Source organism: Legionella cincinnatiensis, from assembly GCF_900452415.1.
Taxonomy (GTDB): Bacteria; Pseudomonadota; Gammaproteobacteria; order Legionellales; family Legionellaceae; genus Legionella; species Legionella cincinnatiensis.
Map to the genome: position 1 here is coordinate 2,981,013 of NZ_UGNX01000001.1, position 17,216 is coordinate 2,998,228.

Consider the following 17,216-nt stretch of genomic DNA (forward strand, 5'->3'; position numbering starts at 1 on the left):
ATTTATCTTGGGATCAATCTTCTTACTACCTCTTGATCAGAAAATTGATATTTCACTGTACCAATCTGCTGATACGCTTCATGCCCTTTTCCTGCGATCAGAATCACGTCGTTTTCATCTGCTTTATTTAAAGCATAAGCAATTGCTTCCTCGCGATTGACTAATTGAATCACTTTAGAAGAGAGAACGATGCCTTGTGAAATTTCATTGATAATTACTTGTGGCTCTTCAGTACGGGGATTATCACTCGTAATAACTATTTGATCCGCCAGCTTATCAGCAACTTTTCCCATAATGGGTCTTTTGGTTTTATCTCTATCGCCACCACAACCAAAGACTACCCATAAACGTCCTTTTTTCAATTGATTTAAAGTCATTAAAGCGTTCTCTAAAGCATCAGGCGTATGAGCATAATCAACCAAAACATACGGGGAATGGGCAACAATTTCCATACGCCCTGGAGCAGCTTTTAATTGGGACATTACCTCTACTACCTGTTCAGGAATATAATTAGCAGCTAATAAACTACTAAATATTGCTAAACTATTGTAAATATTAAATTGCCCTAAAGATTTTATGTTTATTTGATGCTGGCCCCAAGGTGAGTGCACTTCGATTTCCGTGCCATAAATATCCATAAACCAGTTTTTAGCTCTAACATCACAATCTCGATGTATTCCATAAGTTAATTTTTTTACGTGTGGTTTAATCGCAGCAGCCATAATGTTATGATGAGAATCATCTTGATTAATAATAGCCCACTCTAAAGACTCTCTGGCAAATAATAAAGACTTTGCAGTAGCATAATTTTCCATACTTTGATGATAATCTAAATGATCTAGAGTCAAATTAGTAAATATAGCTTGCTTAAATTCAAGAGCATCAACGCGATGCTGTGCAAGTGCATGAGAAGACACTTCCATACATACTTGTCGCATATCCTGACGCTTATATTGATGCAATAATTTCTGTAAACATAAAGAATCGGGAGTTGTATTATCTAATAGTTGTAATTCATTCACATTGCCTTGGCCAATAGTACCTATATAGGCAGCTTTTTGTCCTAGTAAATGATGTGCTTGAGCAAGTTGATATGCAATTGTTGTTTTTCCATTAGTGCCTGTCACGCCTGTTATATTTAAAAAACATCCTGGATTATCATAAAACTGTTTTGCAATATGAGAAAGTTGCATCGATAGTTCTGGTACAGGAATACAAGGAACTGATTCAAGTAATATGCAGTTTTTAGGAAAATTGGCAGGATCATAAGCAACTGCAACTGCTCCAGAGGCGATAGCCTTATCTATAAATAAACGACCATCAGCTGCAGTACCTGCATAGGCAATGAACAAATCTCCCGGATGAACTCGGCGGCTGTCATTTTCTAGACCAGTAATCATACAATCTGTTGGCGATTGTTTTATCCAAGGCTTTAATAATTGAGAAAGTTTCATTAACTTGTTCCTAATAGTTAAAATGTAGCCCAGCGCCTTAAGTTAACAGCAATTATGGGTAAGGATGTAATTATAAGTTATCGAACCGTTCGGGCTAAGGAGACGTTTTTTACGCCGTCTCAAAGCCTTGGCACCAGGTTCGAAAGTACCTGTCAAGGCTTCGAGACGGCGCTGGCGCGCCTCCTCAGCCCGAACGGTTCGTATAACCCGATCTCTTATCCACAACTCACGTAGTCATCCTCACAACGACTGGGGTCTATTTTTGATACAGCACTGTGCTACCTTTATCAATGAATTCCCGCCTGCACAGAAAAGAGAAAATTTACCCCACTAACTCATCCGTAGGTATATTAAACAATCTCAACGATCCGGACATGACTTTGGTAAACAAAGGAGCTGCAACAGCGGCAGCATAATATCCTTTACGAGAGGGTTCATGGATTATAACCACCACAACAAATTTAGGTTTTGAAACAGGTGCAATACCGACAAAACTTGCGGTATATTTTTTATCTTTATATCCATCCTTTCCTGCTACACGAGCTGTTCCGGTTTTCCCTGCTACACGATATCCCGGTACTTTTGCGGCTCGACCAGTTCCATCTTTCATAACCGCTTCCATCATATGTAGAACCTGTTGTGCTGTTTCAGGTTTTATGACTTGTGCTCCAGGAGTGGGTGGATCATTATGCAACAATGTCACCGGAATCAATTGTCCTTGATTTGCAAAAATCATATTAGCCTTTGCCAATTGCAATGCCGTAACAGATAGACCATAACCGAAGCTCAAGGTAGCCAAAACGAAAGGGTTAGCATCTTTGACATTAACAATTCCACCTTCACTTTCCCCAGGATAAGTACTTTCAGTACGTTGCCCAAAACCACAACGTTGTAATAGCCCTATTAATTGTTCTGGAGGGCTTGCCAACACCATTTTTGTTACCCCAACATTACTCGAGTGTTGCAACACACCTGTCACATCCAAAACACCATAATTATGAATGTCACGTACCGCATGGCCATGAACAACCATCCAGCTCGGGTTTGTATCAATAATAGTTGACGGTTTAAACAAACCGCTTTCTAAGGCACTTGCTATACTGAACGTTTTGATTACGGATCCTGGTTCAAACGTATCCGTAACCGCCCTATTTCTATAAGTATCTTTGTCATAACGGCCGCGCGAATTTGGGTTATAGGAAGGAACATTAGCCATAGCTAAGATTTCACCATTTTCAGTATCAACGACCACCACAGAACCGGATTTTGCAGCAAACTCGTCAACAGTTTTACTCAACTCACTGTATACTAAATACTGCAATCGTCTATCGATACTTAAAGTCATATCACGGCCAGGCCGTGGCTCTTTAATGACACCTAATTCGTCAATAACTCGACCTAAGCGATCTTTAATTACTCTTTTTTTACCAACAACTCCTTTTAGCCAATCCTGATAGGCTAACTCTATTCCTTCTAACCCCTGGTCATCTACGTTTGTAAAACCTATCAACTGTGAAATACTGTCTGAATCAGGATAATAACGTTTAAACTCTTTTTGAAAATTAACCCCAGGGATCTTAAGTGCTTTTATTTGTTTCGCTAAAGGAGGAGGCAATTGCCTTTGTAAGTAAACGAATTCTAATTCTTTATTTTCAGCATCTACTATTTTGCGACTTAATTGTTGGGGAGTAAAATTTAAATAGGCTGCCAAGGACATAAATTGCTCTTTGTCAGGAGCAAATTCCTTAGGATTGACCCAGACTGATTCTACAGGAGTACTAATTGCCAAAGGGGTGCCATTCCTATCCATGATCATCCCTCTATGAGCCGGAATATCAACTACCCGTAAACTTCGTGCATTACCTTGACCTTGAAGAAATTGACGATGAAGAACGGTTAAATCAATCATTCGCAAAACTAAAATGAGTAAAAGCAAAGAAAAGAAAGCAGATACAATGATAAGTCTATTTAGATGGGTTGATTTTTTCATGGGTATCTACCATTTATAAGCTGGGGCAATGGTACTCGTTTGAAACAAAAACTTCTACTGCTGAGCTTGCAACCAGTAAGTATTTTTAGAGTTTGGTAAAACCATTTGTAATTTCTCGTGAGCTAGCTCTTCTACACGAGCTGGAGTAGCCAAGCTCGCTTGCTCCAGAAGTAATTGCCCCCATTGCAACTGCAAATAGTGGGTAAGCTGTTCTTGTTGTTCTACTTGATTTAAAGTCACACGATATGAATTGGTACTGTAAACAACAGCCAATGCACTTACCAATACAGCTATTAACAATATAACCAGCATGTATAATGACTTAGACATATGTATATCTGCCAGTTGACCATTAAATAAAGTACCTTCTTGGTTGATCACTTTCGCTGCAGCGTTCATGATAATTTCTCCCCTATTCTAAGTACTGCACTTCGAGCCCTGACGTTCTCAATTACTTCATTTTCTTGCGGCATTATGGCTTTACCTATTCTTTTAAAATTTGTTTTTAATTCTTCATAACGTATAGGTACTTCAGGAGGTGGTTTAGCACCTTCTTCTTTATTCTTCATAAATTGTTTGACAATTCGATCTTCGAGGGAGTGAAAACTAATCACTACCAATCTGCCTTTAGGTGCCAAAACATGGATACATTGTTCCAAACAGCTCTTTAAATCATTAAGTTCTTGATTGATATAAATCCGAATCGCTTGAAACACTCGGGTTGCTGGATGTTTGTGTTTTTCCCATTTTGGGTTTGCTTCTTTTACAATTTCTGCTAATTGCAACGTGGTAGAAATCGGAGCTACATTTCGTGCAGCAACAATTGCTTTTGCTATTCTTCCAGCAAAGCGCTCTTCCCCATAAAGTTTAAAGACAGCAGCCATTGCATCAGCTTCTGCTTCATTAACAAAACGTGCAGCACTCATTGGTTGAGATCTATCCATACGCATGTCTAATGGACCTTGCTGCATAAAACTAAAACCTCTTTCTGGATTATCTAATTGCGGTGAAGAAACGCCTAAATCAAGTAAAATACCATCCACTCTACCCAATACACCTGCCTCAGTTGCGAATTCTTCAATTTTTGCGAAAGAACCTTGAAATATATGAAAGCGTTTATCTTGGTCAAAATGCTCTCTGGCATATGTGATAGCATCTAAGTCCTTATCTATAGCGTACAAATGACCTTCTTCATTTAAATGACTTAAAATCTCCTTGCTATGGCCGCCTCGTCCAAAAGTGCCATCAAAATAAATACCATCGCTTTTAATGGCTAAGCCTGTTATTGATTCATGCAATAATACGGATTGATGTGTTGCCATATTTGTTTCCATTACAAAGAAAACGTTTTCATTTCATCGGGTAAACCAGAAGTTCCAGAACTTTCCTCAGCTAACCATTGTTCGCGCCGAGTTTCCCAAATATCTTTATTCCAGACTTCAAATTTATTTCCTTGGCCTATCATCACTACATCTTTTTCCAACTGCGCATAATTCCTTAAAACTGTTGGCAGCAACACGCGTCCATTTGTATCCACTTCGACATCCGTTGCATGACCAATCAATAAACGTTGTATTCTTCGTGCAGCTGCATTAAAGCTAGGTAGTTTTTGCAAATTATTTTCAATGATTTGCCACTGAGCTGCTGTATACAGCAACAAGCATGTTTCTTCAGTATCAATAGTCACTACTAAGGGAATTTTTTCATCAGCTCCCAAAGCGGCTCGATAACGCGTAGGAATCGCTAAGCGTCCTTTGGTATCGATAGTAATGGCATTTATTCCCCGAAACATGCTTTTCTGTATGTGAAGGTTTTTATTCCTCCACAATTCTCCACTTTTTTATTATTTTACTCCACTTTTATACACTATAGAAACACATTTCTCCATGCGTCAAGATAAAAAATTGCTTTTTAAGTAATTTATTTAAGGTAATGAAAATAATCGATTAAAAAAAAATCTAGGTAGTAAAATAATGAGCAAACTCACAATAATAAAGAAAATCCATTTTGAAAAAACAGGTTTAAAACGGGGCGTAAATCATAAGTTAGGTTTGATTAACTACGCGTTTGTTTCTGAGAAGGCTTTTCCCTCCCTATCTTCTTAAAACTAAAACTCGCATCATGAGGCCAGGTGGGTTAAAACAACGAATCAAAATCAATTATTCATCAATGCAGCTAAACGTATTCCCTGAAGTACTAGATCTGGAACTAAATGATCGTATAAGCCTTGCTTCTCGAATAATGACGCAAATCCTCCCGTAGCTAAAATTAAAGTTTTTTCTGCGCCAAAAACCTCTTGAGTCATGCGTTGAATCAACTCTCGGCAAGCACCAAGAACGCCATAATAAACACCGGATTGTATGCTCTCGATGGTCGAACGTCCTATTGAGTTTTCTATTTTTATTATCTCCACTGCCGGCAATTTGGCAGTATTTTTTGACAAGGCATCTACTGAAAGTCTAACTCCAGGTAGAATAGCTCCTCCCATATAGGCTTTTTGTGCGCTAATCACACAAATAGTAGTTGCCGTACCAAAATCAATAACAATCACATTTTGATGGGGATAAAGATGAGTAGTGGCAATTGCATTGGCAATTCTATCTGCTCCAACTTCCACAGGATTACGGTACTTGATATTTAATCCCGTTTTAACCCCTGCTTGTAATAAAAAGGGTTCTATAGAAAAATATTTAACGCATGCGGCACGCAAAGAATAGTCAATTTGAGGAACAACAGAACAAATACCGATGTGTTTAATTGATTCTGGTAAACAATTATTTTCTCGCAAAACACTTTTTAAAAAAATACCCAATTCATCTGACGTACTTATCTTAGATGTATGGCGAAAACGCAACTTTATCTCATCACCATCAAAAACACCGCCATAAATATGTGAGTTTCCAACATCAATACAAAGAATCATAACTTAATCAGATCCACTTTAAAAAAGTACGATAGTAAATGTCGATTCGGTTATTAGCAAGTTGTTCCTATGAAAAAAACAATAGAACTCATTAAAACTCATCATAAAAGAATAGGAATAAGCGGGTGCCAAAATCAAAGAAGATGCGCTGTTAATTTATCAATAAATTATTCTGCTTATTTAAAAAATAAAAAAGCCCTACATTTGCAGGGCAATAGGAGATAACGATGTTATTAAGCTAGAGTTTTAATATGGTTTTACAATTACTGTTGTTCCAATATCAGCAAAATCTTCATTTAGCCATTTTGCGGCACTCGGTAATACACGAATACAACCATGACTTACGTTGAAATTAGGTACTTCGTATGCGGCATGAATAGAGTATCCTCCGTGGAAATGCATACAATAAGGCATTCTTGCCCCTCCATGAGTTTCAAGAGGATAAAGGCTAGAGGTACAATCCTCTCCTTTCTTGGAATAAATACTAAAGGTTCCTGTAACAGTATGGCAGGGCTTGCCTTCATCTTCACAAAAGTCCTTCCCCCCAGACGCACTGCCAGTGTTCACCCTGTTTCCATCTTTATCGTAAGCCGCCCAGGCTGTTGCTTTTGGATCAAATACAATAACTTTTTTTCCTGTTGCTTCTCTTTTCACCGGAAAATAATTAGACCCTTTATGATCAGCACCCATGCTCATTGTATAGTGAGTATAACCTGCGTCATCCACAATAGGCACTGATCGATCCATAGAGGCACAAGATGCCGTTAATGCACATACGGGAACTAACACGAGATATTTTTTCACTTTATTTCTCCCTCTTTTTTATCTTATTTATCGGGAGTTTTAAAAATAGGTTTAGGCTTTTTTGTAATTTTTTTTGCTTTTTTGTATTTTTTATGAACTTATAGAGGGAATAATGATTATTGTTTAGAGGGCTTGGGTAGCATATATTGAATCGCTAACATCAGTTGTTTATCAGTGCATTCAAAACATCCACCTCTAGGAGGCATTGCATTTAAACCTTCCTCTGTATGTTTAAAAAGGATGCTTATCCCTTGCTTTAAACGAGCCTCCCATTCGTCTTTTTCACCAATTCTTGGCGCACCTATAGAAATTAAAGGCTTGATCGCATGGCAATTCACACAAAAATGATTATAAATTTGCTCTCCTTCATTTTTGGTTCCACTAATTGATTGTAAAAACTCCTGAGGATGGTGGCTCTCAGCATAAGCTGATATTTGGAAAATCAATAAAATTACTATATATAAACTGAAACGAATCACCATTTATACACTCCTAAAATTGGCATAGCTGATACTCATCAGAATAGGAGCATACTAAGTGTTTTACTATTTTTTGCAAGTAGGAAGCTTTCTTTCGGAGGAAGAGTAAGAGATTAAATAAGCTTATCATTCAAAAAAATCAATAAAAATATCTAAAGATTTTTTAAAAGAAGCCGATAAAGATAGAAGTCGAATTGCTTAAGGAGAAATTATGTTAAATTCAATCAGTGATATCGCTCCTGTAAAAACAATAGAAGTAGAGGAACATTTAAAAAAAATACATGAAGAAGTTAAAAATTTAGTTGATACTCCCTCATCACATATCAGTATCAATGAAACCTCTAAACAACTAGAAGCAATAAAAAACTCCTTAAAAGAAATTTCAGAAATTAATGAAGCTCGTGTTTTATATTTTAAAGCTGAAATCGCACTCGGCAACTATCAGATTGATAGTGACAAAATTGCTATGAGAATGTTAAAAGAACCTATTATCGTTGATTAAAAAAATTGCGAATAAAAAATAAGAACTAGCCTATTTATCAACAAATCCATATGCTTACCCTATTATCTTTCCATTTAAAATTTTCTAAATCCCGAGCTATTTTTTTCAGAAAAGCTCGCTATTTGCTTTTCTGAAATCGTAGTGGAATACTCGAGTGCTTATCCTAGGCACGAAGATTTTACTAAAATTATTTACCTAAGATACTCCTAATACAAACCTCACTGCATACGAAGAGCCCCATCAAGACGTATCACTTCCCCATTCATCATCTCATTTTCAATAATATGAGCGACCAATGCGGCAAACTCACTGGGTTTTCCAAAACGTTTAGGAAAAGTCATTGTTGCCACCAAATTATCTTGTACTTCCTGCGGCATATTCAGCAACATTGGTGTAGCGATCAAACCCGGTGCAATTGTGTTTACACGAATTGCAAACTGAGCTAACTCACGAGCTGCAGGAAGAGTCATAGCAACAACCCCACCTTTCGAAGCACTGTAAGCAGCTTGGCCAATTTGACCTTCAAATGCAGCAATCGAAGCAGTGTTAATAATCACACCTCGCTCCTGGGAGTTACTCTCCAACTCCAGGCTACTCATCGCATGAGCGGCTACCCTCATCACATTAAAAGTACCAATAAGATTCACATCAATTACTTGCTTAAAAGCAGCTAAGGGCATGGGGCCGTCTCTTCCAACAATGCGCTTTGCTGGCGCGATTCCCGCACAATTAACACAAACTCGAGGGACACCTAATTGTTCTATGGTCTGCTGCATTGCTTTTTCGGCAGACTCATCAAGGGTCACATCACAACTAATAAATAAATCTGCTTCACTTTGTTCATCAACTTGTTTATCCCAAACAACAACACGCATCCCGCGCTGCTGTAGGTATTGAACACAAGCTTTTCCCATGCCCGAAGCACCGCCAGCAACTAAAACGATTTGATTTAAAAAATTCACTCTTTACTCTCCATGAATTATCACTAGGCAAAATAAAACAAAAATCTGTTGTTTTAAAGCATACTTTGTTTTTGCTTCTCTTCAAATAATTACTTTAATTTAACGTGAGTTTCGGATAAAGAATCTATTAGATCCAGTCTTCATCTCGAACCGTACAGGCTAAGGAAGTATTTATGCCGTCTCAAACTGTTCTATCTTCATGAAATTTAAACTAAAAAATGATTTTGAGCTATTCCCCAGTTGGATCGTTCGGGCTGAGGAAGCGCAAAGCGCTGTCTCGAAGCCTTATACCAAGCCTTCGAGACGGGGCATTTTGCCCCTCCTCAGGCTGAACGGCTCTAAATAGTGACTGGAATTCTCTTTTTTAAATTTCATGAGACGGCATAAATGCTTCCTCAGCCCGAACGGTTCGAAGTAAATTCACATTCGCTTATCCGATACTCACGTTAATTTAACTAAAAAACTCTTTACTTAACATCTTAAATTCGGGAGTTCCTGCTTTTTTTAACCATTCAAAAAATACCATCTCAGAAGTAACTAAATGAACTCCTTCTTGTTTCATTCTTTTTAATCCATATTTCATATTTTGTTCACCACGACAGCTTACTGCATCAACAACTACAAAAACATCATACCCTTCACTTCTCATTTCTAGCGCAGTTTGCAAAACACAAACATGGGTTTCAATACCTATCAAGATAAGCTGTTTTTTTTGAAATTGCTTTAAGCGTTCTGTATATTTGGACTCGCCCATACAGGAGAAGTACACTTTATCGATACATTCTTGTTGATTAAAATAAGGGTGAAATTGTTTAATAGTCGGACCAAGTCCTTGTGGATATTGTTCACTAACCAGAACAGGAATTTCTAATCTTTGTGCTAATTTGAGTAACCATTCACAGTGGTCTATCAATGCTTCACTATTAAGAACAGCTGGTGTTAGTTTTTCTTGTACGTCAATTAATAATAAAAGTGAATCATCTTTATTTAATAACATCCCTATTCTCCCTAGTATAAAGTCATCATGCAGCAAGAAAAACTCATATTATCTCGCTGCATTATATAAGTTTTTTATTTAATGCAAATTCAATATAAAAATAAACATCATTTTTTATATCGAACTGATTTTATTTAGAATTGGCTCCCACATAAATGCTACGCATTTATGGGATAACGTTCGTTTAACGACGTAAGGAATGGAAATACCTTACGTCGAACTCAGTTATTTATGAAATTCCAGCTACATCAATTGTTCTCATCGTTACATCCATTTGCTTGTTACCACGCTGAATAGAAACAGTTACGCGTTCACCTACTTTGATTTCAGTGAGCATGTTGTATAAAACATCATAGTTTCGAACTGCATGGCCATTCAATGCCACAATGATATCACCTAATTCAATACGGCCCCAAGCATCTTTATGAGTACCTTGCAAGTGCGCTTTACTCGCAGGTGTATTTGGTAAAACATCTGCAATAAGTATTCCTTTGTGTATCCCTAATCGATGGGCAATATTAGATGGAACACTTTGAATACCGATTCCAGATAACACCACACGGCCATTTTTAATGATTTGCGTCACAATACGCTCAATATCATCAGCAGGGACAGCAAAGCCAATCCCAGCAGATGAGCCTGAATTAGAGTAAATCATAGTGTTCATACCAATTAATTGCCCAGCACTATTTAATAATGGACCACCTGAATTACCGGGATTAATTGGTGTATCTGTTTGAATCATATTGTGAATCGTCACTCCACCAATTCCTGGAACTTTTCTACCTAATGCAGAAATAACCCCTTTAGATAAACTATGATCGAGCCCAAAAGGATTACCTATTGCAATTGCTTTCTGTCCCACCATAAGATCATTAAGATGTACTATTTCAAATGGCTTAAATCCTTTAAGTAAAGCTAGTGCTTGTGGTGAATCAATCTTTAACACAGCAATATCTTTACGTGGCTCTGCGGCAACTACTTTTGCGGGTACAGTCAATTTACCTAAAGTAACTGCTAACTTTTCAGCCCCTTTTATCACATGATAATTTGTTACTATATAACCACCGTTATTCCACACAATACCAGAACCAGCACCAGCTGGTATTTGCATTTTTTTTAAAGATTGATTGGTTACAGTTGCTAATCTATGAACATAAACTACTTTAGGCGATGCCTCATGGAAAACGGTTACTGTGTTTTGCTCATCTGGAAGTAGTGAGTTCACACTTAAACTATATCCTGGAAACGTCAGAATGGAACATAAAATAAAAGAAATAAATCCCAAAAAACGATCTCTTGCCATTAATATATCTCCTCCAATTAGCTCAAAATCACGCATTTCCCAAAAATGCAGGAGAATTGTAATATATAACAACAAAAATGTCACCAATTGACTTAGAAGAATAATTTTAAATCAAATATTGATTGATGCTCTTTAGTCTCCAAATGTACCAAGAAATTAATGGTGATACTCTCCCCATTCACCCCGAGTCTTATATAAATCGCTAAAAACCCAGCCTAGTTCGACTCTCCAACGTTTCACGGCTTGTTCGCGAAATCCAGGAATACCACACTAAAACACTGGCCCCCGCGAACACGTCGCAGGGCATAGTTAGAGCAGTGCTTATGCAGAGAGTGTAGAAGGCAAATCATCACTTTGATCAATGCCGTCCATGAAGTACGGCATGCAGTTTAGAGATGCAAATGTATTAATTGAGTATGTATTTCAATCGCAAAATACTGATTAAATGCTTGAAAAGAATCAATAATTGGCCATTGTTCACACTCATCCAGTATATTCCTCATTGCAGTTGCGGATATTGAAAAAAAGTTTTTTTGAATAAAGGGTTTTATTTCAGTCAAATTGGAAAAATCTCTGACTAAAACTGTTGTATTTTTTTCTAACTGAGTTAATTTTATTTTTTCAACGACATCTCGCAAACCCTCTTGTCTTTTTTCTACGGAATTAATCCAATTCAACAAGGTTAAACGTGGTTGAATCAATAATAATTGATGGCCTTTTTCGATTGAGGGTTCCATCAAAAGAATATGATGATGTAATTCAAATTTAAAACAACAAAGAAAATCAAGAAAATTGATTTTTATCTCGCTTTGTACTTTATCTCCTAACCAACGAAAAACTTCATGACGAAACATAATTGAAAAATGTTTTTCTATTTGATTAAGGATAACTTCAGAATGATGTTTTTCCAACGCATATGCAGTATTATCAATTTGCAACAATCTTAAATCAGGTAATTTAATCCCGGGTAACTTTGACGTGAGAAATGATAAGAAGGCAGCCGTAGGTTTTAACACAACTATTTCATACTGACTTTGGCGCATATATCTCTCCTTGATTGGGGTTACTCATCCTAAATACAACAGGCCCTTGTCAACGTTAGTTTCGAATAAACGATTGAACGAATATTTCGAACCGTTTAGGCTGTAAAACATTTAAGCAGTCTTAACGCTTGCCCTGACGTTTTGAAGATTCTTAATGTTTCATGCCAAGACGTGGAGAAGAAATACTCAGATTCCTCAACTCGAACTGACACAAACTAGCTCCCATAAAACTCTTATCTGAAACTGACGCTATTTAAAACGATAGACTATATATCGTCATTTTGCGAATCCGCTTTAATTTTTCTATGAGTTATAACGCGGAATTTCTGATCCTTGATAAGCTAAAAAAACGATGAGCTTTTTTAATGATTGACCTCAAACCTTACTTTTTTTACAGTATGCCCCTAAGAAAACATTACAAAGAATCATATTAGAGTGAACAAACAAAATTTATATGAGCAATTTAGTAAACCATTACTTCTTTGGTTTACTCTTCATGGTCGTAAAAATCTACCCTGGCAACATCCACGTACTCCTTATAGAGTATGGATTTCCGAAATTATGCTGCAACAAACCCAAGTACAAACAGTTATTCCCTATTTTGAGCGTTTTATGCAGCGTTTTCCCAATATTAGTGACCTAGCACTTGCACATGAAGATGATGTGCTCTCTTTATGGTCAGGACTAGGCTACTACAGCCGAGCTAGAAATCTTCATCAAACTGCAAAAATCATTTTGCAACATCATCAGGGAATATTTCCGAATGATTATACGTTATTAAATGAATTACCAGGAATTGGTCCTTCCACTGCGGCGGCTATCTTATCGCAAGCATTTAACAAGCCCGCAGCGATTTTGGATGGCAATGTGAAAAGAGTTTTAACCCGCTTTTTTAGAATCCAAGGTCATCCAGAACAAACGCAAGTCAAAAAAACATTATGGGAACTGGCTGACTCCTGTATGCCTCAAGAAAACTGTGCTGACTATACCCAAGCAATTATGGACTTAGGAGCTACCTGTTGTACCACAAAAAATCCCCATTGCCCTAATTGCCCCTTGCAAAAAAATTGCTTGGCCTTTAAACACCAAGAGCAATATTTATATCCTACAAAAAAAATTAAAAAATCAATACCTATTCAATATCAGCAATTATTAGTTTTACATAATGAGCAAGGACATATTTATTTAGAAAAACGTCCTCCTGTGGGATTATGGGGCGGTTTATGGTGTTTACCAAGCATTGATACAGAGGAATGCCCCTTGGATTTTATTCGAGTAAACTATGATTTATCGGGTGAACATCCCCAACCATTACTTGCTTTTAAACACCGTTTTAGTCATTTTCATTTAGAAATTAACGCACTAAGTATAAAAACCATATTTTTAGGCATGCAATTGTCCGAAAATCAAGGTCAATGGTTTGCAAAAGAACAGTTAAATTCCTTAGGATTAGCTCAACCTACCCGCAAAATACTCTCTTATCACTACAATACATTCCAGAAATTATGAAAATTATTTTAGCGCAAGACACGCAAAATAAAGGCTTTCAATAGGGGGGAAGAAAACAAATTACGTCCCACTTATTCGAAATCTACAGTTTTTATTGAGAGGCGTAAAGCAGGTTCAGTTTAACTCAAAGAGCCACCACGGGCTAAAATTCGAATTGCTTCTTTTGCATCAGGCTGACCTAAATTTGCTGCAGCATTGATCCAAAACCAAGCTTTTTTACGATCTTCTACAACGCCTTTACCATAATAATACATATAGCCTACTGCATATTGAGCATCAGGCTGACCTTTTTCAGCCTCTGGTTTTAACCGGATAAACGCTTTACGGTAATCTTCAACTCTAAAACTATCGATGCCCTCTCGCAAATTAACGGCGCTGGATAGAACACAAGCCCCAAGAGTAAAAACAAAAACGACAACAGTTAATAATTCCAATACACGTCTCATAAATCCTTATCCTCTGTCAAAGGCTTTGCTGTTGGCTCAAAGAGTAATTCATTTTTAGGTAAACTTAAACTCTCTAAAGTACCACGTCGATCTACTAAAATTCCAGTGGCCATAATACGCTTAATAACAGCGCCACCAGGTACTGTATCACCAATTTTATAGGTTTTTTCATCACCATTAGCAGAACGTATAATTACTTGAGAATCATTTATTTTATTAGCAAATAAGATTCCAACCAAAGTGACATTCAACATTGATTTCTTAATACTCGATAAATTATTAGAAACATAAACGCCAAATAATGAGGAATGCAATAGAGCATCAAAGGAGTTCTGTGCCTTTGTTACTTGTACTTCATTTATTGTTTCAGATGGAGATTGAACATTTGCAGAAAAAAATAAAGTAGACCATTCACTAATGATCAATAGAGAAAAAAGAGAGATTAAAGCAATAACAACCCACTGTGCATATTTTGCTGTTAACAAAGCAAGAAGATCAAATTTCATTGTCAAACGCCCTGATTAATAAAAAAACCGAAGTCTGAGTAAACCACAACAAAAAACACACCTTTTTAGACTCATTTAAGAAAGGTAAACTTTTCTGTACATATAAGCCCCACTAGAATATCCTACATCATCTAGTCTGAAAAGATCGCTCTTCAATACACGAAGAAAAATCAAGTTACTTAAAAAGGATAGATCTCAATGAAAAAAAACCATTTTGATACCCGTGCAATACATGCCGGCCAAGAACCCTGTCCAAGCACAGGCGCGGTAATGACTCCTATTTATGCTACTTCCACCTACAAACAAAGTGCTCCAGGCGAACATCTAGGCTATGAATATTCGCGTACCCACAATCCCACCCGAGGAGCTTATGAAGGATGTATTGCTAGTTTGGAGTCAGGGGTACGTGGTTTTGCATTTGCCTCTGGAATGGCAGCAATTAACACAGTCGTTGATTTGTTAGACGCCGGAGATCATGTCGTAGCTATGGATGACTTATATGGAGGAACTTTTCGCTTATTTGATAAAGTGAAAACACGCACCTCACACTTATCTTTTTCATTTGTCGATATGTCGGATTCACAAAAAATAGAGGCCGCAATTACCCCAAAAACACGCATGCTTTGGGTTGAAACTCCCTCAAATCCTATGCTAAAACTCGCTAACTTACGAGAAATAGCCTTAATTGCAAAAAAATATAATTTAATCGCTGTTGCCGATAACACCTTTGCAACCCCCTGGATTCAACGCCCTCTCGAACTAGGATTTGATATAGTCCTTCATTCTGCTACCAAATACCTTAATGGTCATTCTGATGTAGTGAGCGGGGTTGTGGTTGTCGGTGATAATCCAAATTTAGCAGACAACCTTGCTTTTCTCCACAATTCATGTGGAGGAATTGCTGGTCCATTTGATAGTTTCCTTGTTTTAAGAAGTTTAAAAACTCTATCCTTGCGAATGCAAAGACATTGCGAGAATGCCCATCATTTAGCAAATTGGCTCGATAGCCATCCCAAGGTTATTAAAGTCATTTATCCAGGGCTTGAAAGCCACCCACAATATAAACTTGCGAAAGAACAAATGCATGGCTTTGGGGGGATGATTTCCATGGTTATAGATGGTGGTCTCAATGCTGCTAAGCGATTTTTATCACGCTGTGAATTATTTACTCTAGCTGAAAGCCTTGGAGGTGTAGAAAGCTTGATTGAACATCCTGCAATTATGACCCATGCCTCAATTCCTCCAGAGCAACGAAAAACATTAGGAATAGAAGATGGATTTATTCGCCTTTCAGTAGGTATAGAGCATATAGATGATTTACAAGCTGATTTGAAATATGCGTTTGAAGATTGAAAATATTTAAACTTAACTGCCATTGACTTAAAGAACTTGTTGTCGACCTCGCAAAAACCTTTAAATAATGGCAGTAAAGCGAACCAAACATCAGGTAATATTATACACAGGAAAAAAAGATGCACACGTTACAAACTCTAATTGAACACGCATTTGAGCAACGTCAAACTTTATCCATTGATACAGCAACGCCTGAACTCATCACCGCAATTAGTGAAGTACTTTCTTGCCTCGACAATGGCCAACTTCGTGTTGCAGAAAAAATAAATAACGAATGGGTTGTTCATCAGTGGATAAAAAAAGCCGTTCTCTTATCGTTTAAACTAAATCCTAATCAAATTATTGATTCTGGTTTTTGTCAGTTTTACGACAAAGTACCTCTCAAATACAATAATTATACCGAAGAACAGTTTAAACAAACCGGGGTACGAGTAGTCCCTCATGCTATGGTTCGTAAAGGTGCCTATGTCGCAAAAAACTGTGTTTTGATGCCCTCTTATGTGAATGTAGGGGCATATATTGATGAAGGAGTCATGGTAGATACTTGGGCAACCGTGGGTTCTTGTGCCCAAATCGGTAAAAATGTCCATCTTTCAGGTGGAGTAGGTATTGGAGGGGTGCTTGAACCCTTACAAGCTAATCCTACAATAATTGAAGATAACTGCTTTGTCGGTGCCCGCTCAGAAGTAGTTGAAGGGGTTATCGTAGAACGCAATTCCGTTTTATCTATGGGGGTTTACTTAGGACAAAGTACTAAAATATACAATCGACTCACTGGTGAAATCACTTATGGACGAATCCCAGAGGGCTCGGTAGTTGTTGCAGGGAGTTTACCCAGTGACGATAAAAATTATAGTTTGTATTGTGCCGTCATCGTAAAGCAAGTGGATGAAAAAACAAGAGCGAAAGTGAGCATTAATGAATTACTGAGAGCAAATTAAG

Annotated in this window: 18 protein-coding genes; 4 read left to right on the top strand and 14 right to left on the bottom strand. The window is 37.4% G+C overall.

Features of this window, described 5'->3' with window-relative positions:
• Positions 1-2 precede the first annotated feature (2 nt).
• From DYH34_RS13300 to DYH34_RS13335, 8 genes are all read right to left on the bottom strand, one after another.
• Positions 3-1,454, bottom strand: coding sequence for a UDP-N-acetylmuramoyl-L-alanyl-D-glutamate--2,6-diaminopimelate ligase (locus DYH34_RS13300; RefSeq protein ID WP_058464576.1), 1,452 nt, complete (start codon positions 1,452-1,454; stop codon positions 3-5).
• Between the two features lie 322 nt (positions 1,455-1,776).
• Positions 1,777-3,444 (bottom strand): peptidoglycan D,D-transpeptidase FtsI family protein, encoded by a 1,668-nt coding sequence (locus DYH34_RS13305; protein ID WP_058464575.1) that lies wholly within the window; start codon positions 3,442-3,444, stop codon positions 1,777-1,779.
• Positions 3,445-3,498: 54 nt separating this feature from the next.
• Positions 3,499-3,843: a cell division protein FtsL gene (ftsL, locus tag DYH34_RS13310; protein WP_058464574.1), complete on the bottom strand. Its 345-nt coding sequence runs from the start codon at positions 3,841-3,843 to the stop codon at positions 3,499-3,501.
• Complete coding sequence (rsmH, locus tag DYH34_RS13315) at positions 3,840-4,766, bottom strand: 16S rRNA (cytosine(1402)-N(4))-methyltransferase RsmH (RefSeq protein ID WP_058464573.1); 927 nt, start codon at positions 4,764-4,766, stop codon at positions 3,840-3,842. Before rsmH ends, ftsL begins: the two co-directional genes overlap by 4 nt.
• An 11-nt stretch (positions 4,767-4,777) precedes the next feature.
• Positions 4,778-5,236, bottom strand: a complete 459-nt coding sequence (mraZ, locus tag DYH34_RS13320; protein ID WP_012978904.1) for a division/cell wall cluster transcriptional repressor MraZ — start codon at positions 5,234-5,236, stop codon at positions 4,778-4,780.
• 363 nt (positions 5,237-5,599) lie between these two features.
• Positions 5,600-6,367: a type III pantothenate kinase gene (locus DYH34_RS13325; protein WP_058464572.1), complete on the bottom strand. Its 768-nt coding sequence runs from the start codon at positions 6,365-6,367 to the stop codon at positions 5,600-5,602.
• Positions 6,368-6,613: 246 nt separating this feature from the next.
• Positions 6,614-7,171, bottom strand: coding sequence for a L,D-transpeptidase (locus DYH34_RS13330; protein ID WP_058464571.1), 558 nt, complete (start codon positions 7,169-7,171; stop codon positions 6,614-6,616).
• A 116-nt stretch (positions 7,172-7,287) separates the two neighbouring features.
• The gene (locus tag DYH34_RS13335; protein ID WP_058464570.1) at positions 7,288-7,653 is read right to left on the bottom strand and encodes a c-type cytochrome; all 366 of its coding nucleotides are present in this window, start codon (positions 7,651-7,653) and stop codon (positions 7,288-7,290) included.
• A 208-nt stretch (positions 7,654-7,861) separates the two neighbouring features.
• Between DYH34_RS13335 and flgM the strand changes: the two genes are divergently transcribed.
• A complete protein-coding gene (gene flgM / locus DYH34_RS13340; protein WP_058464569.1) occupies positions 7,862-8,152 on the top strand; it encodes a flagellar biosynthesis anti-sigma factor FlgM in 291 nt (96 codons plus the stop codon).
• 218 nt (positions 8,153-8,370) lie between these two features.
• On the opposite strand, the gene DYH34_RS13345 is transcribed toward flgM, so the two are convergent.
• The 4 genes from DYH34_RS13345 to DYH34_RS13360 all read right to left on the bottom strand — a co-directional run bounded on the left by DYH34_RS13345 (position 8,371) and on the right by DYH34_RS13360 (position 12,460).
• On the bottom strand, positions 8,371-9,114 hold the full coding sequence (locus DYH34_RS13345; RefSeq protein WP_058464568.1) for an SDR family NAD(P)-dependent oxidoreductase: 744 nt from the start codon (positions 9,112-9,114) through the stop codon (positions 8,371-8,373).
• Between the two features lie 451 nt (positions 9,115-9,565).
• Positions 9,566-10,111, bottom strand: coding sequence for a hydrolase (locus DYH34_RS13350; RefSeq protein WP_058464567.1), 546 nt, complete (start codon positions 10,109-10,111; stop codon positions 9,566-9,568).
• Positions 10,112-10,340: 229 nt separating this feature from the next.
• Complete coding sequence (locus tag DYH34_RS13355) at positions 10,341-11,417, bottom strand: S1C family serine protease (RefSeq protein ID WP_058464660.1); 1,077 nt, start codon at positions 11,415-11,417, stop codon at positions 10,341-10,343.
• 389 nt (positions 11,418-11,806) lie between these two features.
• Complete coding sequence (locus tag DYH34_RS13360) at positions 11,807-12,460, bottom strand: hypothetical protein (RefSeq protein WP_058464566.1); 654 nt, start codon at positions 12,458-12,460, stop codon at positions 11,807-11,809.
• 435 nt (positions 12,461-12,895) lie between these two features.
• Between DYH34_RS13360 and mutY the strand changes: the two genes are divergently transcribed.
• Positions 12,896-13,969, top strand: coding sequence for an A/G-specific adenine glycosylase (gene mutY, locus DYH34_RS13365; protein WP_058464565.1), 1,074 nt, complete (start codon positions 12,896-12,898; stop codon positions 13,967-13,969).
• Positions 13,970-14,088: 119 nt separating this feature from the next.
• Here the strand turns inward: mutY and DYH34_RS13370 are convergent, their stop codons facing one another.
• Entirely contained in the window at positions 14,089-14,415 is a 327-nt protein-coding gene (locus DYH34_RS13370) for a tetratricopeptide repeat protein (RefSeq protein WP_058464564.1), read from the bottom strand.
• Positions 14,412-14,921, bottom strand: a complete 510-nt coding sequence (locus DYH34_RS13375) for a type II secretion system protein N (protein ID WP_058464563.1) — start codon at positions 14,919-14,921, stop codon at positions 14,412-14,414. Before DYH34_RS13375 ends, DYH34_RS13370 begins: the two co-directional genes overlap by 4 nt.
• Before the next feature lie 198 nt (positions 14,922-15,119).
• Here DYH34_RS13375 and DYH34_RS13380 point away from each other — a divergent pair, with 198 nt between their 5' ends.
• On the top strand, positions 15,120-16,274 hold the full coding sequence (locus DYH34_RS13380) for a trans-sulfuration enzyme family protein (RefSeq protein WP_058464562.1): 1,155 nt from the start codon (positions 15,120-15,122) through the stop codon (positions 16,272-16,274).
• Between the two features lie 119 nt (positions 16,275-16,393).
• On the top strand, positions 16,394-17,215 hold the full coding sequence (gene dapD, locus DYH34_RS13385; protein ID WP_058464561.1) for a 2,3,4,5-tetrahydropyridine-2,6-dicarboxylate N-succinyltransferase: 822 nt from the start codon (positions 16,394-16,396) through the stop codon (positions 17,213-17,215).
• Position 17,216 lies beyond the last annotated feature (1 nt).